Below are 17,495 nucleotides of genomic sequence, written 5' to 3' on the forward strand. Positions count from 1 at the left end.
TCCGTATCAGCACTTCGCGTGGCCTGCCGCGCCCGTCGCATCATGAATCTTTCCCTGTATCTGCTCACTGTCCTGATCTGGGGCTCCACCTGGATCGCCATCAAGCTGCAGCTTGGCGTGGTGGCCATCCCGGTGTCGATCTTCTACCGCTTCGCGCTGGCGGGCCTGCTGCTCTTCGTGGCGCTGCTTGTCCTGCGCAAGCTGCAAAAGCTGGACCGGCGCGGTCATTGGCTGTGCGTGGGTCAGGGCCTGTGCCTATTCTGCCTGAACTTCCTGTGCTTCTATTCGGCCACGCAGTGGATCCCCAGCGGCCTGGTGTCGGTGGTGTTCTCGGCCGCCACGCTGTGGAACGCGCTCAATGCGCGGCTCTGGTTCGGCACCCGCATCGCGCCGCGCATCATGGCGGCAGGCGCGCTGGGGTTCTGCGGCCTGGTGCTGCTGTTCTGGCCGGAACTGGCAAGCCAGCAGGCCAGCCACGAAACGCTGCTGGGCCTGGGCTTTGCGCTGTTGGGCACCCTGTGCTTTTCCACGGGCAACATGCTGTCGTCGCTGCAGCAGCGCGCCGGCATCCGGCCGCTGACCGGCAACGCCTACAGCATGCTTTACGGGGCGGGCATTCTGCTGGCCGGCTGCCTGGCCGCGGGCGTGCCGTTCAGCTTCGATTCGTCGCCGGCTTATGTGGGCGCGTTGCTGTATCTGGCCGTGGTGGGTTCCGTGGTGGGCTTTACCGCGTATCTGACGCTTGTCGGCCGCATGGGGCCCGCACGGGCCGCCTATTGCACGGTGCTGTTTCCGGTCGTGGCGCTAAGCATATCGACGGTGGTCGAAGGCTACCGCTGGACACCTTATGCAATCGCCGGCCTTGCGCTGGTGATGCTGGGCAACCTGCTCGTTTTCACGAAATGGTTGCCGTTTTCCAAGCGCTCGGCGCTGGCCGGCCGCGCCTGAGCCCATTGCCGCGCTAGGCCGCCAGCTTGCGCAAGGCCTGCAGCAGGCGATCGATTTCGTCGCTGCTCGTCAGATAGCTCACGGACGCACGGGCGATCCGGTCCAGACCACGGGCCTGCATGTCCAGCGGCGTGTACGGCACGCCGTTGCTGCCGATGGTGATGCCCTGTGCGGCCAGCGCACGCTGAACATCGGCCGCGTCATGTCCGGCCAGGTTGAAGGCGACCAGCCCTGATTGCTCGCGCCCCTGGTCCAGCATCGACACGCCGGGAATGGCCGCCAGTTCGGCGCGCAGCGCCTGGGCAGTGGCGTCGATGGTGGCGCGGATCGTGTCCAGGCCCAGATCCAGTGCTTCGCGCAGGGCATTGGCCAGGCCGCAACGCAGCGCCAATGAATTCTCGGCGGATTCCAGGCGTGCGGCATCGGCGCGCAGTACGGGTTCCCCGTCCACGCCCAGCGGCGCGGAGTGCGTGTCCACGAAGGCGGGCGTGAGCCGATCCAGGAATTCGCGCCGCACATACAGCAGCCCGGTGCCGCGGGGTCCGCGCAAGGCCTTGCGGCCCGCGCCGCTCAGCACGTCGCAATCGACTTGCCGCACGTCGATGGGAATCTGCCCCACGGCCTGGGCGCCGTCCACGAAATAGGGAATATCGTGCTTGCGCGCCACGCGTCCGATCGCGGCGGCCGGATTGATGAGGCCGCCGTTGGCGGGCAGCCACGTCAGCGCAATGAGCCGCACCCTGTCGTCCAGCATGGCTTCCAGCGCCTGCGGGTCCACGCAGCCGCTGTCGTCCGAGGGGATGGTCTCCAGCGTGGCGCCCGCGCGCTGCGCGATAAGCCGCATGGCCGCCAGGTTGCCGCCCCATTCGTGACGGCCCACCAGGATGCGGTCACCGGGCCGCCAGGCCGGCAGCGCCGCAAAGGCGGCGCCCCAGCCCGGCGAGTTGCCGCCGGTCAGCGCGATCTCCTCGACCTGCGCGTTCAACAGCTGCGCGGCCAGCGTGCGGGCCGCTTCGGTCAGGTCTCGCGCCGCCACGCCCGCTTCCATCGGCCCCTGCGCCGCTTCACGCTTCAGATGCGCGTGAATGGCCTGAATCGTGGCCGTGGACGGCAAGGATGCGCCGGCGTGATTGAAATGCACAGAGCTTTGCGTGCCGGGCGCGTGGGCGCGAAGCGCCTGGATGGCGCTCGGGGTCAGGGGGGCGGTCATGGCGGTTCCTGTCGGGGGGGCGTATCAGGCCGGGGTCAGCGCGATAACGGCCTCGACTTCCACCGACACGCCCTGCGGCAGGGCAGCAACGCCGACGGCGCTGCGCGCATGGCGTCCGGCGTCGCCGAATACGTCGACCATCAGGTCCGATGCGCCGTTGGCGATAACGCTTTGGCGATTGAAGTCCGGGGCGCTGGCGACGAACACGCCCAGTTTCACGACACGAGCCACGCGGTCCAGACGGTCGCCCGTGGCGGCAGCGATCTGCGCCAGGATGCCCAGCGCGCTGGCGCGCGCAGCCTGAACGCCGTCGGCGTCAGACACCTGGTGGCCCAATTGGCCCAGATACGCGGCCTTGCCATCCTTGCGGGAGATCTGGCCCGAGATGTAGAGCAGGTTGCCCTCCTGGACAAACGGCACATAGTTCGCGGCCGGGGCGGAGGCGGGATCCAGGGTCAGGCCAAGCTCGGCAACGCGGGCGGAAATGCTGCGGGTCATATCGAATCACCTATGGAAAAAGGGAAAGCGCGTCTTGACGCTCCCCCGATGCTATCGGCCGCGGCGTGGCCTGACCAATCAATTCTTGCGAAGTAGGTATGAGTAAAACTAATGTGTGTGCGCCAGCCAGTCGTGCAGCGCCTGGACCGGCGCGCTCAAGGCCCCGCGGGGCGTGACGAACCACCAGCCGATGCGCGGGTCTTGCAGCACCGCGCCCGGCAGGGCTTGCACCAGCGCGCCGCTGGCCAGGTGCGAGGAGATCAGCCGCTCGCGGCCCATCGCCAGGCCCTGTCCGGCCAGCGCGGCTTCGACGACGATGTTGTAGTCGTGCAGACGCACCGTGCGGGCCGCACCCAGGTCGAATCCAAACTCGTGCGCCCACGCGTCCCATTCGAACTGATGCCGCGCGTGAGAGACCAGCAGCGGATGGCGCAGCAGATCGGCGGGCGTCTTCGGCCGCTTCCTGCCCGCGACCAGTGCGGGCGCGCATACGACAGACAGGCGTTCGGTCATCAGCAACGTGCTGCGCACGCCGGGCCAGCCGCCACGGCCATATCGGATCGCGGCGTCGACCTCTCCGCCCGCCACATCGGCCAACGCGATGTCGGGTTGCAGTTGCAGATCGATGTGAGGATGCGCGGCCGCAAAGGCGGGCAGGCGCGTCGCCAGCCAGCGCGTGGCGAACGACGCCAGCAATCCGATTCGCAGTGTGTAGCGCGCCGGCTCGGGCGCGCGCAATGCGTCGGTGCCCTGGCGCAGCAGTTCAAATGCCGCATGCACGCTGCGGAAATAGTTCTGGCCCGCTTCGGTCAGCGCCACGGCGCGTGTGCGCCGCTCGAAGAGCGCGACGCCCAGTTCTTTTTCCAGGCGCTGGATGTGATGGCTGATGGCGCTTTGCGTGACGAACAGATCTTCCGCGGCTTGCGAAAAGCTCAGCCGCCGCGCCGCCGCTTCGAAGGCGCGCAGGGAAACCAGGGGCGGCAGGGATCGCGACGAACGCATCGGTGTGCAGGGCGGGAAGGTGCGGACCCGGGCCATGCTACGCGATGCACACGGCTTGGCAACCTGGGCGTTGACAACCCGGGCCTGGTCGCGACCCCGCGCGCCAATGCAAAAAGCCCGCAAACACGTTGCGGGCTTTTTTAAGGGTACTGCGGTACTGCAAATTCTTGGCTCCCCGAGCTGGGCTCGAACCAGCGACCTGCGGATTAACAGTCCGTCGCTCTACCGACTGAGCTATCGGGGAACAGGTAGAGGGGGCGAATTATGCACAAAAAATCGGAAGAATGCAAAGCGAGGCGGAAAATTGCGGTTTTGGCTGGTGAAGCCGGCCCTGTTTTTCAAGCTTGCCGTCATCCCGATCCCGTATCATGGCCCCCAAGAAGAAGGAAGGCTCGCAACCTCTCTCGTCTTTTCTGGGTTCACGTCATGTCTTCGTTCGACATTCAATTGCTGCTCACCGCCCTGGTGAGCGTTCTGGTCCTGGTCGCGCTGATCGTCTCGCGTCTACGCATGCATCCGCTGCTGGCGCTCCTGATCGTATCCATCGGCGTCGGCTTTGCAACCGGCATGGCCCCGGGCGCCATCGTCAAGAGCCTGACCGATGGCGCCGGCAAGACGCTGGGCGCCGTGGGCGTGGTGATCGCGCTGGGCGCCATGCTGGGCAAGATCCTCGCGGATTCGGGCACCACCGAACGCCTGGCCAACGCCATCCTGCGCCACACCTCTCCTCGCCTGATTCCGTGGGCGATGACGCTGGTGGCGTTCGTCATCGGCATCCCCATGTTCTTCGAAGTGGGCCTGGTGGTGATGCTGCCGCTGATCTTCAGCGTGGCGCGCAAGCTGGAAAGCCAGGCGCGCTTCAAGGGCTCGGCGTACGTGTACGTGGGCGTGCCGGTGATTTCCGCGCTGGCAGCCATGCACGGCATGGTGCCCCCGCATCCCGGCCCGCTGACCGCCATTGCCACGCTCAAGACCACGGTGGGCCCCACGATGATCTACGGCTTCATCGCGGCGCTGCCGGCCATGATCTTCGGCGGGCCGCTCTATGGCGCGTTCATCGCCCCGCGTATGACGACGCGGCCGGACGAGGCCCTGCTCGAGCAGTTCACTGCGTCTGCCGACAGCCCTGGCGGCACTAACGCGCCCAGCGTCGGACTGGGCGTGCTGGTGGCGTTGCTGCCGGCCCTGCTGATGCTGGTCCACGCCGTGGCCGAAATGTTGCTGCCCAAGGACTCGAGCGTGACGCATGTAGCTGCGTTCCTCGGCAACCCCGTCGTCGCCATGCTGTTGGGCGTGCTGTTTGCGGCCGTGACGCTGGTCTTCCTGCGCGGCGGCGACGCGGAAAAGCTGCGTGGCGCGCTGGGCCAGAGCTTGAAGCCCATCGCCGGCATCATGCTCATCATCGCCGGCGGCGGCGCCTTCCAGCAGGTCCTGACGAACGCCAAGGTCGGCGACGCCATCGTGCACCTGACACACCAGTTCGCTTTCCCGCCGCTGATCCTGGGCTGGCTGATCGCCATGCTGCTGTCGGTCTCCACCGGCTCGGCCACGGTCGGCATCGTCGGCGCGGCGGGTTTGCTGGCGCCGCTGGCTGGCGCGGACCCCACCCTGAATTTGCCGCTGCTAGCCCTGTCCATCGGCTGCGGTTCGCTGTTCTTCAACTACGCGAATCACGCGGGATTCTGGATGGTGAAGGAATCGTTCGGCATGACCATGGGCGAAGCCACGAAGACGATTTCCGTGGTGCAGTCGATCGTGTCGGTGGTGGGGTTGGTGATGGTGCTGCTGTTTAATATGTTGCCGGCGCTGGGGTGATGCGGGTGGGAGCGGATGCGCGTCAGGCGCGAGCCGCCTTTTCATGACTAACGCTGGGGGTCATGGATGAACCCCGGGCGCGACTCAGCGCTTGGACGCGGGCTCGCAGGGTGGGCTCGGCTCGGTAAAGCGATCAAGAAATCCGTGGCGCGTCACTATCCGCTCAATTTTCGCGCCAGGCCCGATGCAGACGTCGATTCGCCTGAATGGTTTGGTGATTTCCAGCGAGTCAGTGCCTTGGCTGGGAAATGTCAGCAGCAGCCACATGTCGGGCTTTGGAAACATGGCCGTGTATTGGGCCGACGTCTCGCCCGGGCTCATACCAAATTTCGCCGTGTTGTCGTTGTCGTTAAAAAAAACGCCAATTCGATCCGTCGCCCGCTCGGAGTAGTGCAACACCACGATCGGCGAGAACGTGCCCCACAACGCTATGCAACTCCAAAGCACCGCAAGAATTCCGACGATAACTCCGAAGAATTTGAGTAAGAAGCGCATTACGTCCCTTTGCGAACGCAGTTGTGGATCTCTTTGGCGTGATGCTCATCATTCCCCCAAGGTAACGGTACGGACTCAATGAATTGCAGGAGAGTTGCTGTCGTCAGTTCGTGGGGTCTGGCCCGATCATAAAGATTGCAGCCCAACTTGATCGAAACATGATCTTGCACATCGTCAGCGCTGGCAGGCCAGGGCCCGTTTTCCGGATGGTTTTGCATGGTTGGCCATCGCGTTTCCTTCAGGGCATTGTAGGTGTCCAAAAGCGCCTGTGCGATGCCTGCCGAATTGATGAGTTCGGCACTATCAAAGCCGAGCGCAACGCCCACGTATCCATAATGGATGTTGGACCAGATGTCATAGTAATAGTCAAAAGAGCCGTACTTCTGCCAACCTTTGTTGAGGCGGGGACCGAGCATTCGCCGCAAAATGGACTTGTGGTCCCAGGGGCGACTTGGGCCGATGATGTCGGCAAAAAGCATGTACGCGGAAAGCTGCTGTTCAACCTTCCTCTCGATGTAGGTTTTACGCGCTGACAGCCTGAGATACCAAGGTGCATTTTCCAGTTCTTTGTAATACGCCCTGATGTCATAGTGGTTGGCGTCATGGATCTGCCGACCGCGAATGGAAAATGGATTGGTCTTCATCTCACGGACGATGTACTCGGCCAGCTGTATTGCCGTGTCAGGGTGATCACAGCCGGTACGTTGGTGTTCGTTGGAGAGCCTCTGCCCCGACAATGCCTGACCTGTCAGCGAGCTTTCCGTGGATGCGCTACCGTCGACCGATGCACTAACGATGCCACCCGGATCTAGGTACACAACCGCAAAAGTTTGACTCGCGATCAGCGAAGCGCCGCATGACGTTTTCATGCCGTCGACTGCAACAAAGCTATCGTCGATAGCGAAAGTGGCGACACCTTCGGCGATGGGAAAAACGCCCTCGCAGCGAGGGCAAGTCACCATGTGCCCCATTCCCGCAGCGGCACGGCCAAGAACGTCATAGGAGGAGAACCCCTCCGTCACCGTCCCTCCATGCGTGGTCTTGTCGCCTACACGAACAATCGGGCGGCCATTCATGATTAATCCTTCGGGATTCGCAGAGCGCTTAGAACAACACTGCGTCGAACGTCGGACAATCAGAAGAATTTGGAAAACGCATCGAAGGCGGGCCGCCGGCCAATGGGGCGGCTGCCCCACTGCAAAAAAAAGGCCGATCCACAAGGAATCGGCCTTTTTGCTGGGGTATTTCTCTGGTGCCGGTGAAAGGAATCGAACCCTCGACCTTCTCATTACAAGTGAGCTGCTCTACCAACTGAGCTACACCGGCGATGCGTGCCGGGGCACGCGCAGGGACTGCATTGTAATGAAAAAAATGCAGCCCCTCTCGTGGGGTCGTTATTTGACGATGGTCAGGCGCGGGCGCTTGGGTTCGTCGTCGTCGCCGTCGTCGTCGCCAGGGGCGGGATTGGCGTCAGAGCCTTCCGGGGCGGCAGGGGCCGGCGAGGCGCCCTGGGCGCCGGCTTCGGGCGGCTCGTAGGGCTGGACCTCGAAGCCCATGCCGGCGCCGGTTTCGCGCGCATAGATGGCGCTGACGGCGCCCACGGGAACGTAGACGTTTTCGGTCACGCCGCTGAAGCGGGCCTGGAATTCAATGAATTCGTTGCCCAGCACCAGACGGTTGGTGGCCAGCGTGCCCACGTTCAGCGTGATCTGGCCGTCGCGCACGTGGGCGACGGGCACCATGGTGTGCTCGTCGACCTGCACGGTGATATACGGCGTGTAGCCGTTATCGGTGCACCATTCGTGCAGTGCGCGGATCAGATACGGTTTGGTCGAAGTTTCACCCATTACACAACCAGCCTTAGCGACGCATCACTTTTTCCGAAGGCGTCAGCGCTTCGATGTAGGCCGGGCGCGAGAAGATGCGTTCGGCGTACTTTTGCAGCGGAGCCGCATTCTTGGGCAGTTCGATGCCGTAGTGGTCCAGGCGCCAGAGCAGCGGTGCGACGGCCACGTCGAGCATGGAGAATTCCTCGCCCAGCATGTACTTGTTCTTGAGCAGCATCGGGGCCAACTGGGCCAGACGGTCGCGGATGTTCTGGCGAGCGTTGGCGAGCTTCTTTTCGTCGGGCTTGGCGCTGCGGTCTTCCAGCGTCGAGACGTGAACGAAGAGTTCCTTCTCGAAGTTGTAGAGGAACAGACGCGTGCGGGCGCGCATGACCGGGTCGGCGGGCATGAGCTGCGGGTGCGGGAAGCGCTCGTCGATGTACTCGTTGATGATGTTCGACTCGTACAGAACCAGGTCGCGTTCGACCAGAATGGGCACTTGACCGTACGGGTTCATCACCGAGATGTCTTCGGGCTTGTTGTACAGGTCGATGTCGCGGATCTCGAAATCCATACCCTTTTCGAACAACACGAAGCGGCAGCGTTGCGAAAACGGACACGTGGTTCCGGAATAGAGCACCATCATGGCGGTAAGTCCTTTATTGAAAAACGAAAGGCCAGCGCCTAAATCTAGCAGGCGCTGGCCCCAATTGCCAGGCAGGATAGGCGTACGGCCCTATCCGCCTCTTCCGTCCCCGATAGACGGGGTGGCTGGGGAACCTGGCGGGGCGTTACGGTTAGCGCACGTGTTTCCAGTACGAGGCATTCAAGCGCCACGTAACAAAGAAGAACAGGAGCAGGAACAACATGACGCCGACGCCGATGCGGACACGCAGTGTCTGGACGGGCTCGGCCATCCAGGACATGAATGCGGTCAGATCAGCGACGTCGTTGTCGTATGTTGCGGTTTGGGCCGGGTTGGCGGCCTTGAATTTGGCATCGAAGGTGGCATGGCCATGGTGATTGGCTAACGGCTCGGCCTTCACCGTGGCAAAACCCTGTGCATCGTACACCGTTGTGACGCGTTCCCAGGTTTTGGGGGCGCCGTCCTTGCCTTCGACCTCGTGGACAGCGACCGTGGTCAGCTCGCGCGGACCCTGTTCCTGCCAGAGGGCATGCGGCATGCCGACCGACGGAAAGACCAGGTTGTTCCAGCCCGTGGCGCGCGACGTGTCGCGGTAGAAGGTGCGCAGGTAGGTGTACAGATAGTCGGATCCCGAGGGGCCGGCGTTCACGGATTTGGCGCGGGCGATCACGGACAAGTCCGGGGGCGTCGTGCCAAACCAGGCCTTGGCGTCCTTTGGCGTCATGGCGACGTGCATCATGTCGCCAATCTTTTCGCCGGTGAACAGCAGGCTTTCCTTGATCTGCTGGTCAGTCAGACCGATGTCCCTGAGCTTGTTGTAGCGCATCGACGACGCGCTATGACAGTTCAGGCAGTAGTTGACGAACAGCTTGGCGCCGTTTTGCAGCGACGCCATGTCGTTGACGCGGTAAGGCGCCTTGTCCAGCGGATAGCCGCCCCCGGCGGCAAAGGTAGCGGTACACGTGAGCATCAAGGCCACGGCACCAATCAGCTTCTTGATCATGGTTAGTCCGTTATTCTCGTTGGCTCAGTGGGCGTGGAACGTGACGCGGTCGGGCACTTGCTTGAAGGTGCCCAGGCGGCTCCATACCGGCATCAGAAAGAAGAAAGCCAGGTACAGCAGCGTGCCGATCTGCGACGTCAGGTTCAACGGCGGACTGGGCGGCTGAGTACCGATGTAGCCGAGCACCAGGAAGTTGACCATGAAGATGCCGTAGATCCACTTGTGCCACGTGGGGCGGTAGCGGATGGACTTGACCGGCGAATGATCCAGCCAGGGCAGGAAGAACAGGATGACGACCGTGCCGCCCATGGCCACCACGCCCCAGAACTTGGCGTCGATGACGCGCAGCAGCACGGCGACGACGATAAGGATGCCGGGGACGGCGATGCGCATGAAGCCCTTCAGGTTGCTCTTGGCAAACAGCACGATGGCGCCCAGCACCGACGCGCCCGCCAGCACCCACGTGAATTCATCGGTGGTGGCACGAAGCATCGAGTAGAACGGCGTGAAGTACCAGACCGGCGCAATGTGCGGAGGCGTCTTCAGCGAGTCAGCGGGAATGAAGTTGTTGAACTCGAGGAAGTACCCGCCCATTTCCGGAGCGAAGAACACGATGGCCGCGAACACCAGCAGGAAGCCCGCCACGCCCACCAGGTCATGCACCGAGTAGAACGGATGGAACGGGATGCCGTCTTTCGGGCGGCCGTACTTGTCCTTCGGGCCCTGCTTGATCTCGACGCCGTCCGGGTTGTTGGAGCCGACTTCGTGCAGCGCCACCAGGTGCGCGGCGACCAGGCCGATCAACACCAGCGGAATGGCGATGACGTGGAAGGCGAAGAAGCGGTTCAGCGTGGCGTCGGACACGACGTAGTCGCCGCGGATCCAGATGGACAGTTCAGGGCCGATGAACGGGATGGCCGCGAACAGGTTCACGATCACCTGGGCGCCCCAATACGACATCTGGCCCCACGGCAGCAGGTAGCCGAAGAATGCTTCGGCCATCAGACAGAGGAAGATCGCAACGCCGAAGATCCACACCAGTTCGCGGGGCTTGCGGTAGGAACCGTAGAGCAGGCCGCGCAGCATGTGCAGGTACACGACGACGAAGAACATCGAGGCGCCGGTCGAGTGCATGTAGCGCACCAGCCAGCCCCACGGGACTTCGCGCATGATGTATTCGACGGACTGGAACGCGCGCTCGGCGTCCGGCTTGTAGTGCATGACCAGGAAGATGCCGGTCACGATTTGCAGCACCAGCACCAGAAGCGCCAGCGAGCCAAAGAAATACCAGAAGTTGAAATTCTTGGGTGCGTAATACTCGGACAGATGGGCTTTCCAGGTGGAGGTCACCGGAAAGCGCCGGTCCAGCCAGCCCAACAGGCCTGTCGTCTCGACGGTTTTCTCGCCAGCCATGTAACGGCTCCTTCTCTAATACGTGGCGTATTGTTTTTACTTACGTAGATCGGGAAAAAAGCGCGACGCGAGCGTCAGGCCTTGTTGTCTTCATCGACGCCCACGATGATGCGGGTGTCGCTGAGGTACTGGTACGGCGGAACTTCGAGATTATCGGGAGCAGGCTTGTTCTTGAAGACCCGGCCAGCCAGGTCGAACGTGGAGCCGTGGCAGGGACAGAGGAATCCGCCTTGCCAATCCGCGCCCAGACCGCCGCCGCCACCCGTTTCGAAGTGCGCGGTGGGCGAGCAACCCAGGTGCGTGCAGATGCCGACGCAGACGAAGAGCTCGGGCTTGCGCGAGCGGGCTTCGTTTTCGGCATAGGGAGGGGTGAAGCCGGGCCGCTTGGATTGCGGGTCGGCAAGCTGGGGGTCCAGCGCTTTCAGTCCGGCGAGCTGCTCGGGCGAGCGGTGGATGATCCACACCGGTTTGCCGCGCCATTCGACCGTTTTCATGGCGCCGACGGGAATGTCGCCGATATCCACTTCAACGGGCGCCCCGGCCGCACGGGCTTTTTCAGAGGGGGAAAACGTGCTCACAAGCGGCACTGCCGTTGCGACACCTGCTACGCCGCCCACAGCACAGGCGGTGGTAACCCAGAAACGTCGCGAAGGATCAGGTGGCAGGTTGGGATCAACCGCACCGTCATCGTCATGCACCAGCGTATCCTGACTCATCTTCCTATCCTTGTTGATGCGCCCGCTCAACGAGTAGCATCACTTCTGCGGCATCGGGTTCGCGGGAATATGTAACAACATAGCAACCGCGTATTATAGGCCAGCCTACCCCAGGCGTATCACGAATGGAGCGGATTTATGAGCAAATCGACTGGTTTCGTCAAAGAGTTTCGAGATTTCGCGGTCAAGGGCAACGCGGTCGATCTGGCCGTCGGTGTCATTATCGGCGCGGCCTTCGGCAGGATCGTCGACTCGCTGGTGCGGGACATCATCATGCCCCTGGTCAATTTCATCCTGGGCGGATCGGTCGATTTCTCGAATAAATTCCTCGTCCTGTCGATGCCCGAGGGCTATGCCGGTCCGATGACCTACGCGGATCTGACCAAGGCTGGCGCCAACGTGTTTGCGTGGGGCAACTTCGTCACCATCATCATCAATTTCGTCCTGCTGGCGTTCGTGATCTTCTGGATGGTCAAGGCCATCTACAAGGCCCGCAACAAGCAGGAGGAAGCGCCGGCGCCGGCCAAGACGCCGGAAGACGTCGCCCTGCTGCGCGAAATCCGCGACCTGCTCAAGCGGCCGTAAATGAAAAAGCGTCCTTGATTGGACGCTTTTGTTTCTTGCAAGGGCGGCAGGGTCAGGCGGGATTGTCGATATCCACGAATTCGACCTTAACGCCGAAGCGCTCGGCCACGGCCTGTCCCAGCGCCTGGACGCCGTAGCGTTCGGTGGCGTGGTGGCCGGCCGCGATGAAGCCAACGCCGGTTTCACGCGCCAGGTGCACCGTGGATTCCGAGACTTCGCCGGTGATGTAGACGCTTGCGCCCGCGTCCACGGCGTCGGCCATCATGCCCTGGGCGCCGCCCGTGCACCAGGCGATGGTCGCCAGCGGCTGGTCCGGATCGCCCACGACGAGCGGCGGGCGGCCCAGGCGTTGCGCCACGCGCTCGCCCAACTGGCCCAAGGTCTGCAGGCCGGTGGCCTCGCCCAGCCAGATCAGCCCGTCCTGGCCGCAGGTCAGGGGCGCGCCATCGTCGCGCCGCGCGGGGGACAGGCCCAGCACGCGCGCCAGCTGCGCGTTATTGCCCAGCGTGGGGTGCGCATCCAGCGGCAGATGATAGGCGTACAGATTCAGGTCGTTCTTCAGCGTCAGGGCCATGCGGGTGCGACGGGTGCCGATGACGCGGCGGTCTTCGTTGCGCCACATCCAGCCGTGATGCACCAGCACCGCATCCGCGCCGCGTTCGACGGCGGCGCGCAGCAATGCTTCGCTGGCCGTCACACCGGTGATAATGTGTCCAACCTCGGATCGGCCTTCCACCTGCATCCCGTTGGGACAGTAGTCCTTGAAACGGGCCGCCTGCAGGGTGTCGTCCAGCCAGCTGGCCAGGACGCGGGAGTCCACTTTATTCATTGCTAGTCCTATCAGAAACATGCGCCGATATTGGCTGATCTTCGCTCAGGCCGTCACGGTCTGCCTGGGTATTCTATTCGTGGTGACGACGTTGCGGCCCGACCTGCTGCGGGTGAACGGGCCCGGCGCGGTCCTGCCGGCCACCGCGGCGTCCGTGCGCGCGCCCGCCGGCGACGTTGGCGCGGTGTCGTACGCGGACGGCGTGGCAAAGGCGGCGCCCTCGGTGGTGAACGTATTCACCACCAAACACGTGAACGTGCCGTTGATCCCGCTGCCCGATGACCCGGTGCTGCGCCAGCTGTTTGGACAGATGCCGGGCGTGAGCCGCCGGGAGGCCTCGACCAGCCTGGGCTCGGGCGTGATCGTGAACGCGGACGGCTACGTATTGACCAACTATCACGTGGTGCAGGCCGCGGACGCCATTGAGGTGGCCCTGCGCGACGGGCGGCGCGACACGGCCAAGGTCGTGGGCGCGGATCCGGACACGGACCTTGCGGTGCTCAAGTTGTCCAGCCTGCGCGAGCTGCCGGCGGCGACGCTGGCGTCCGACAAGGGCCTGCGGGTGGGCGACGTGGTGCTGGCAATCGGCAATCCGTTCGGCGTGGGACAGACGACGACGCAGGGCATCGTGTCGGCGCTGGGTCGCAATGGCCTGGGCCTGAATACCTACGAGAACTTCATCCAGACCGACGCGGCGATCAACCCCGGCAATTCCGGCGGCGCGCTGGTGGACGCCTACGGCAACCTGGTGGGCATCAATACCGCCATCTATTCGGAATCTGGCGGGTCGATGGGCATCGGGTTTGCCACGCCGATCGAGATCGCGCGCAAGGTGATGGACGATATCGTCAAGACCGGTTCGGTCAAGCGCGGCTGGCTGGGCGTGGAGCCGCAGGACGTGACGCCGGAACTGGCGCGGGCCTTTGCGTTGCCGCGCGACACGACGGGGGTGATCATCGCCGGCGTCATGCGCGATGGCCCGGGCGCGCGCGGCGGCTTGCGCGTGGGCGACATCGTGCAGTCGGTCAATGGCAAGCGGGTGGCGGACACGACCGGCCTGCTATCGGAGATTGCGCAGGTGCCGCCCGGCCAGCGGGCCGCGCTGGGCATTTTGCGCGGCGGCAAGCCCGCGGAACTGGCGGTGGTGGTGGGTACGCGACCGGGAAAGCCGCGCTAGGCGCATTTACGCGCCGCCGCACGGGCGGCGCCGGGGCTGACGCCGGTACCGGGCTTGTCAGACAGTTCGCGCACCAGCGCCAGGATCAGCCGCTTGGTGCTGTCGGGTTGCGGCGCAAGCCGCGCACAGATTTCGGCGCAGTAGCCATCGACGCCATTGGCCGCGGCGTCTGGCAGCCGGGGCGTGGGGTTTGCCCCGGGCGCGGCGGGCACCACGCCGTCTGTCAGCCACGGCACGCTGGTGCCCAGGGCGTGCGCCAGCCGCACGAGCGTATTGCGGGCGGGCGAATAGCGGTCTTCGCGGGTAAGAATGCGATGAATGCAGGACTGCGGCACGCCCGACAGGCGCGCAAGCTGGTTCTGGCTATGGATGCCGCGCCACCGCATGAGGGTGCGCAGTCTTTGAGAAAGCGACATGACTGCAATGTAGGACTGCGGTCAGAGGCCGACAAGGTAAAACGGTCCGCTTTTATGCGGACCGTCTTGGTGGCTATGCGCCCGAGGTCAGTGGCGTTCGGTCAGGGAGTCCGACGCTGCGTCGTCCGCTGACGCACTTTCCTTTGGCGTGACCATGCGGGCGCAGATCAGTCCGACCTCGTAGAGCAGGCAAAGCGGCACCGCCAGCATGAACTGGCTGACCACGTCGGGCGGGGTGACCACGGCGGCGATGATGAAGGCGCCCACCACCACGTAGCCGCGCGCGGCCTTCAGCTTGGAGAGCTCGACCACGCCCATCTTGACCAGCAGCACGACCGCCACCGGCACTTCGAACGTGATGCCGAACGCCAGGAACATCGTCATGACGAAGCTGAGATAGGCCTCGATGTCCGGCGCCGGCGTGATGGACTGCGGCGCGAACGTGGCGATGAAGTGGAACACCGTGCGGAACACCACGAAATAGCAGAACGCCATGCCCGCGATGAAGAGAAACGTGCTGGATACGATGAGCGGCAGCGCCAGGCGCTTTTCGTGCCGGTATAGCCCGGGGGCCACGAAAGCCCAGGCCTGATACAGCACCACCGGCAGCGCCAGGATGAACGCGGCCATCATCGTGACCTTGACGGGCACCATGAACGGCGTGATGACGCCCGTGGCGATCATGCGGGTGCCTTCGGGCAGCGAGGCCAGCATGGGCGCGGCCAGCACGTCGTAGATGGCCGACGCGCCGGGATAGATGAAGAGCACGATGAACACCGCCACCACGGCGCCGACAGCGCGCAGCAGACGGGTGCGCAGCTCGACCAGATGAGAGATGAAGGTCTCTTGCTGGCCTTCTTCTTGGGTTGCGTCCTGGGTCACGACGAAGTTCCGGAAGGCGAGACGGGCTTGGCGGCAGGCGCGGCGACGTCAGCCGCGGTCGCGCTGGGCGCCGGGGCGGGTTGATGTTGGGGGGCGGCCGGGCGCGGGTCGGCGTTGGGCGCGGGTTGGGGCTCGGCGGCAGGCAGGTCCAGGTCCAGATTGTGGTTCTGGCTGGGCGGGGCGATTGTGCGTGCGGGCTCGGCGGGCGTGTCCGCGGCGGGCGCCTGCGTGGCAGTCGCCGTGGCCGGTGAGGCGGGGGCGGCCTTGCCGCTGGCTTCGCGGGCGACTTCGTCCAATTCGGCGCGGAACTGCTGCACGGGTTCCTGCAGCGAGGCCCCGGTCTCGTTCAGCGATTGCTGCACGCCCTGGGCCGCGTCTTCCATTTCAGTCTTGAACTTGCGGAGTTCGTCGAGTTCGATTTCGCGCTGGATATCGGACTTGACGTCATTGACGTAACGCTGCGCGCGGCCCAGCAGGTGACCGACGGTGCGGGCAACCTTGGGCAGGCGTTCGGGGCCGATGACGATCAGGGCGACGACGCCGATCACCATCAGTTCAGTGAGGCTGACATCAAACATTCGACGGCCGCTCGGGAATTGAAGCAATAAGGGCCGGCCCGTTCAGGGCTGGCCCGGAGGGAGGCTGGCTGACGCTCAGGAGTTGGACTTTTCCTTGGCCTGCACGTCGATGGTGTCGCCGGCAACGCGCTGCTGCGTGACCGGTTCGGCGGGCTTGTCGCTGTTGGCTTCCTTCATGCCGTCCTTGAACCCTTTGACCGCGCCGCCCAGATCGCCGCCGATGTTGCGCAGCTTCTTGGTGCCGAAAATCAGCGCGACGATGACCAGGACGACCAACCAATGCCAAATGCTAAAACTACCCATGATGATTCTCCGAATTACGCAGTGGGGGCCACGCGCCCTTTCCAGGGACGCGAGCCGCCGATGATGTGGAAATGCAGATGCGGGACTTCCTGGCCGCCTTCGACGCCAGAGTTGATCATGATGCGAAATCCGCCATCGGGGCCCGGACGGCAACCGTTTTCGGCGGCAAGCCGCGGCGCCAACGACATCATTCTACCCAACCAATCTGCGTCCTCGCCCGTAATATCCTGCATGGATGTGACATGACGTCGAGGGATCAGCAGTAAATGGACCGGCGCGGCCGGATTGATATCGTGAAATGCAACAAAGTCCTCGTCCTCGTAGACCTTCTTGGACGGGATGTCGCCGGCGGCGATCTTGCAGAAAAGGCAGTTGTCGCTCATGGGTTTGGTTTCCGTGGTCAGTCCTTCGGGCGGCTTGCCTTTTCCGCCAGGCCCGACAGGCCCTCGCGGCGGGCCAGCTCGGCCAGCACGGCTTCAGGCCGCAGGTTGAAATGCGTCAGTGCCACCAGGCAGTGGAACCACAAATCGGCGGTTTCGCTGACGATGCGGTCGGGCACGCCATCCTTGGCGGCCATGACCAGTTCCGTGGCTTCTTCGCCGATCTTCTTCAAAAAGGCGTCGGGGCCCTTGGCCAGCAGCTTGGCCGTGTAGGAAGCCTGGGGATCGCCGCCGTTTTGCGGGCGGCGCGTTTCCAGCGTGTCTGCGATGCGCGCCAGGATGTCGGCGGCGGTCAGGGTCTGATCGGTCATTTGTAGATGAGTTCCGGGTCTTTGAGCACCGGATCCACCGTGACCCACGACGCATGGTCGGTCTGACCTTCCAGGCGGCGGAAAAAGCAGCTGGCGCGGCCGGTGTGGCAGGCGATGCCGCCTTGCTGGTGGACCTTCAGGAGGACCACGTCGCCGTCGCAATCCAGGCGCAGTTCGTGCACTTCCTGGACGTGGCCGGATTCTTCGCCCTTGCGCCACAGACGCTTGCGCGAGCGCGACCAATAGACCGCGCGGCCGGTGGCGGCCGTTTCGGCCAGCGATTCGCGGTTCATCCAGGCGACCATCATGATCTGGCCGTTTTCGGCGTCTTGGGCGATGGCGGGGATCAGGCCGTTTTCGTCGAAGACGACGTCGGCCATCCAGGCAGGTTCGTTGCTCATG

General features: G+C 63.9%; 22 protein-coding genes and 2 tRNA genes. 4 read left to right on the plus strand and 20 right to left on the minus strand.

Annotated features, from left to right (window positions below):
- The first annotated feature begins 42 nt into the window (after window positions 1-42).
- Window positions 43-948 (plus strand): DMT family transporter, encoded by a 906-nt coding sequence (locus HV786_RS24375; protein WP_128829731.1) that lies wholly within the window; start codon window positions 43-45, stop codon window positions 946-948.
- Window positions 949-961: 13 nt separating this feature from the next.
- Here the strand turns inward: HV786_RS24375 and HV786_RS24380 are convergent, their stop codons facing one another.
- From HV786_RS24380 to HV786_RS24395, 4 genes are all read right to left on the minus strand, one after another.
- Window positions 962-2,158 carry an aminotransferase class V-fold PLP-dependent enzyme gene (locus HV786_RS24380; protein WP_175211965.1) on the minus strand — a complete coding sequence of 399 codons (1,197 nt, stop codon included), beginning with the start codon at window positions 2,156-2,158 and terminating at the stop codon, window positions 962-964.
- 24 nt (window positions 2,159-2,182) lie between these two features.
- Window positions 2,183-2,656 (minus strand): RidA family protein, encoded by a 474-nt coding sequence (locus HV786_RS24385; RefSeq protein ID WP_128829732.1) that lies wholly within the window; start codon window positions 2,654-2,656, stop codon window positions 2,183-2,185.
- Between the two features lie 108 nt (window positions 2,657-2,764).
- Window positions 2,765-3,658 (minus strand): transcriptional regulator GcvA, encoded by an 894-nt coding sequence (gene gcvA, locus HV786_RS24390; protein WP_128829814.1) that lies wholly within the window; start codon window positions 3,656-3,658, stop codon window positions 2,765-2,767.
- 168 nt (window positions 3,659-3,826) lie between these two features.
- A tRNA-Asn gene (locus HV786_RS24395) sits at window positions 3,827-3,902 on the minus strand.
- A gap of 182 nt (window positions 3,903-4,084) precedes the next feature.
- Here HV786_RS24395 and HV786_RS24400 point away from each other — a divergent pair.
- Entirely contained in the window at window positions 4,085-5,473 is a 1,389-nt protein-coding gene (locus HV786_RS24400; protein WP_128829733.1) for a GntP family permease, read from the plus strand.
- Window positions 5,474-5,557: 84 nt separating this feature from the next.
- Here the strand turns inward: HV786_RS24400 and HV786_RS24405 are convergent, their stop codons facing one another.
- The 8 genes from HV786_RS24405 to petA all read right to left on the minus strand — a co-directional run bounded on the left by HV786_RS24405 (window position 5,558) and on the right by petA (window position 11,572).
- Window positions 5,558-5,968: a hypothetical protein gene (locus tag HV786_RS24405; RefSeq protein ID WP_128829734.1), complete on the minus strand. Its 411-nt coding sequence runs from the start codon at window positions 5,966-5,968 to the stop codon at window positions 5,558-5,560.
- Complete coding sequence (locus tag HV786_RS24410; RefSeq protein WP_158216749.1) at window positions 5,968-7,044, minus strand: polymorphic toxin type 44 domain-containing protein; 1,077 nt, start codon at window positions 7,042-7,044, stop codon at window positions 5,968-5,970. Before HV786_RS24410 ends, HV786_RS24405 begins: the two co-directional genes overlap by 1 nt.
- A gap of 174 nt (window positions 7,045-7,218) precedes the next feature.
- A tRNA-Thr gene (locus tag HV786_RS24415) sits at window positions 7,219-7,294 on the minus strand.
- Window positions 7,295-7,362: 68 nt separating this feature from the next.
- Entirely contained in the window at window positions 7,363-7,815 is a 453-nt protein-coding gene (locus HV786_RS24420; protein ID WP_062840171.1) for a ClpXP protease specificity-enhancing factor, read from the minus strand.
- A gap of 13 nt (window positions 7,816-7,828) precedes the next feature.
- Window positions 7,829-8,440, minus strand: coding sequence for a glutathione S-transferase N-terminal domain-containing protein (locus HV786_RS24425; RefSeq protein WP_006388039.1), 612 nt, complete (start codon window positions 8,438-8,440; stop codon window positions 7,829-7,831).
- A 151-nt stretch (window positions 8,441-8,591) separates the two neighbouring features.
- Entirely contained in the window at window positions 8,592-9,443 is an 852-nt protein-coding gene (locus HV786_RS24430; protein ID WP_128829736.1) for a cytochrome c1, read from the minus strand.
- A 24-nt stretch (window positions 9,444-9,467) separates the two neighbouring features.
- Window positions 9,468-10,856: a cytochrome b gene (locus HV786_RS24435; protein ID WP_056320424.1), complete on the minus strand. Its 1,389-nt coding sequence runs from the start codon at window positions 10,854-10,856 to the stop codon at window positions 9,468-9,470.
- Between the two features lie 74 nt (window positions 10,857-10,930).
- Entirely contained in the window at window positions 10,931-11,572 is a 642-nt protein-coding gene (gene petA, locus HV786_RS24440) for a ubiquinol-cytochrome c reductase iron-sulfur subunit (RefSeq protein WP_128829737.1), read from the minus strand.
- A gap of 138 nt (window positions 11,573-11,710) precedes the next feature.
- On the opposite strand from petA, the gene mscL reads away from it, so the two are divergent.
- Entirely contained in the window at window positions 11,711-12,157 is a 447-nt protein-coding gene (gene mscL / locus HV786_RS24445) for a large conductance mechanosensitive channel protein MscL (RefSeq protein ID WP_105236917.1), read from the plus strand.
- Between the two features lie 52 nt (window positions 12,158-12,209).
- Here mscL and HV786_RS24450 read toward each other — a convergent pair whose 3' ends face one another.
- Complete coding sequence (locus tag HV786_RS24450; protein ID WP_175211966.1) at window positions 12,210-12,986, minus strand: Nif3-like dinuclear metal center hexameric protein; 777 nt, start codon at window positions 12,984-12,986, stop codon at window positions 12,210-12,212.
- 19 nt (window positions 12,987-13,005) lie between these two features.
- On the opposite strand from HV786_RS24450, the gene HV786_RS24455 reads away from it, so the two are divergent.
- Window positions 13,006-14,163 carry a trypsin-like peptidase domain-containing protein gene (locus tag HV786_RS24455; protein WP_175211967.1) on the plus strand — a complete coding sequence of 386 codons (1,158 nt, stop codon included), beginning with the start codon at window positions 13,006-13,008 and terminating at the stop codon, window positions 14,161-14,163.
- Here HV786_RS24455 and HV786_RS24460 read toward each other — a convergent pair.
- From HV786_RS24460 to hisI, 7 genes are all read right to left on the minus strand, one after another.
- Window positions 14,160-14,579: a helix-turn-helix domain-containing protein gene (locus HV786_RS24460; RefSeq protein ID WP_128829738.1), complete on the minus strand. Its 420-nt coding sequence runs from the start codon at window positions 14,577-14,579 to the stop codon at window positions 14,160-14,162. The two genes, HV786_RS24455 and HV786_RS24460, sit on opposite strands and share 4 nt — an antisense overlap.
- An 87-nt stretch (window positions 14,580-14,666) precedes the next feature.
- Complete coding sequence (gene tatC / locus HV786_RS24465) at window positions 14,667-15,461, minus strand: twin-arginine translocase subunit TatC (protein WP_128829739.1); 795 nt, start codon at window positions 15,459-15,461, stop codon at window positions 14,667-14,669.
- Window positions 15,458-16,039, minus strand: coding sequence for a Sec-independent protein translocase protein TatB (gene tatB / locus HV786_RS24470; protein ID WP_175211968.1), 582 nt, complete (start codon window positions 16,037-16,039; stop codon window positions 15,458-15,460). Before tatB ends, tatC begins: the two co-directional genes overlap by 4 nt.
- A gap of 75 nt (window positions 16,040-16,114) precedes the next feature.
- On the minus strand, window positions 16,115-16,342 hold the full coding sequence (tatA, locus tag HV786_RS24475; RefSeq protein WP_056320404.1) for a Sec-independent protein translocase subunit TatA: 228 nt from the start codon (window positions 16,340-16,342) through the stop codon (window positions 16,115-16,117).
- A 14-nt stretch (window positions 16,343-16,356) separates the two neighbouring features.
- Complete coding sequence (locus HV786_RS24480; protein WP_056320402.1) at window positions 16,357-16,725, minus strand: histidine triad nucleotide-binding protein; 369 nt, start codon at window positions 16,723-16,725, stop codon at window positions 16,357-16,359.
- 17 nt (window positions 16,726-16,742) lie between these two features.
- Window positions 16,743-17,093, minus strand: coding sequence for a phosphoribosyl-ATP diphosphatase (locus tag HV786_RS24485; RefSeq protein WP_128829740.1), 351 nt, complete (start codon window positions 17,091-17,093; stop codon window positions 16,743-16,745).
- Window positions 17,090-17,494, minus strand: a complete 405-nt coding sequence (gene hisI, locus HV786_RS24490; protein ID WP_056320398.1) for a phosphoribosyl-AMP cyclohydrolase — start codon at window positions 17,492-17,494, stop codon at window positions 17,090-17,092. The genes HV786_RS24485 and hisI overlap by 4 nt, the downstream gene beginning before the upstream one ends.
- Window position 17,495: the final 1 nt, after the last annotated feature.

The sequence above is a fragment of the Achromobacter mucicolens genome, from assembly GCF_902859725.1.
Lineage (GTDB): Bacteria > Pseudomonadota > Gammaproteobacteria > Burkholderiales > Burkholderiaceae_B > Achromobacter > Achromobacter mucicolens.

What these genes read in the sequence shown, in the direction of transcription:
- mscL (WP_105236917.1), top strand. Translation starts at nt 11,711, where the DNA reads ATGAGCAAATCGACTGGTTTCGTCAAAGAGTTTCGAGATTTCGCGGTC.
- HV786_RS24435 (WP_056320424.1), bottom strand. Translation starts at nt 10,856, where the DNA reads ATGGCTGGCGAGAAAACCGTCGAGACGACAGGCCTGTTGGGCTGGCTG.
- HV786_RS24400 (WP_128829733.1), top strand. Translation starts at nt 4,085, where the DNA reads ATGTCTTCGTTCGACATTCAATTGCTGCTCACCGCCCTGGTGAGCGTT.
- HV786_RS24455 (WP_175211967.1), top strand. Translation starts at nt 13,006, where the DNA reads ATGCGCCGATATTGGCTGATCTTCGCTCAGGCCGTCACGGTCTGCCTG.
- hisI (WP_056320398.1), bottom strand. Translation starts at nt 17,494, where the DNA reads ATGAGCAACGAACCTGCCTGGATGGCCGACGTCGTCTTCGACGAAAAC.
- tatB (WP_175211968.1), bottom strand. Translation starts at nt 16,039, where the DNA reads ATGTTTGATGTCAGCCTCACTGAACTGATGGTGATCGGCGTCGTCGCC.
- HV786_RS24420 (WP_062840171.1), bottom strand. Translation starts at nt 7,815, where the DNA reads ATGGGTGAAACTTCGACCAAACCGTATCTGATCCGCGCACTGCACGAA.
- HV786_RS24375 (WP_128829731.1), top strand. Translation starts at nt 43, where the DNA reads ATGAATCTTTCCCTGTATCTGCTCACTGTCCTGATCTGGGGCTCCACC.
- HV786_RS24480 (WP_056320402.1), bottom strand. Translation starts at nt 16,725, where the DNA reads ATGAGCGACAACTGCCTTTTCTGCAAGATCGCCGCCGGCGACATCCCG.
- HV786_RS24380 (WP_175211965.1), bottom strand. Translation starts at nt 2,158, where the DNA reads ATGACCGCCCCCCTGACCCCGAGCGCCATCCAGGCGCTTCGCGCCCAC.
- HV786_RS24430 (WP_128829736.1), bottom strand. Translation starts at nt 9,443, where the DNA reads ATGATCAAGAAGCTGATTGGTGCCGTGGCCTTGATGCTCACGTGTACC.
- petA (WP_128829737.1), bottom strand. Translation starts at nt 11,572, where the DNA reads ATGAGTCAGGATACGCTGGTGCATGACGATGACGGTGCGGTTGATCCC.
- HV786_RS24425 (WP_006388039.1), bottom strand. Translation starts at nt 8,440, where the DNA reads ATGATGGTGCTCTATTCCGGAACCACGTGTCCGTTTTCGCAACGCTGC.
- HV786_RS24460 (WP_128829738.1), bottom strand. Translation starts at nt 14,579, where the DNA reads ATGTCGCTTTCTCAAAGACTGCGCACCCTCATGCGGTGGCGCGGCATC.
- HV786_RS24485 (WP_128829740.1), bottom strand. Translation starts at nt 17,093, where the DNA reads ATGACCGATCAGACCCTGACCGCCGCCGACATCCTGGCGCGCATCGCA.
- tatA (WP_056320404.1), bottom strand. Translation starts at nt 16,342, where the DNA reads ATGGGTAGTTTTAGCATTTGGCATTGGTTGGTCGTCCTGGTCATCGTC.
- gcvA (WP_128829814.1), bottom strand. Translation starts at nt 3,658, where the DNA reads ATGCGTTCGTCGCGATCCCTGCCGCCCCTGGTTTCCCTGCGCGCCTTC.
- HV786_RS24405 (WP_128829734.1), bottom strand. Translation starts at nt 5,968, where the DNA reads ATGCGCTTCTTACTCAAATTCTTCGGAGTTATCGTCGGAATTCTTGCG.
- HV786_RS24410 (WP_158216749.1), bottom strand. Translation starts at nt 7,044, where the DNA reads ATGAATGGCCGCCCGATTGTTCGTGTAGGCGACAAGACCACGCATGGA.
- HV786_RS24385 (WP_128829732.1), bottom strand. Translation starts at nt 2,656, where the DNA reads ATGACCCGCAGCATTTCCGCCCGCGTTGCCGAGCTTGGCCTGACCCTG.
- HV786_RS24450 (WP_175211966.1), bottom strand. Translation starts at nt 12,986, where the DNA reads ATGAATAAAGTGGACTCCCGCGTCCTGGCCAGCTGGCTGGACGACACC.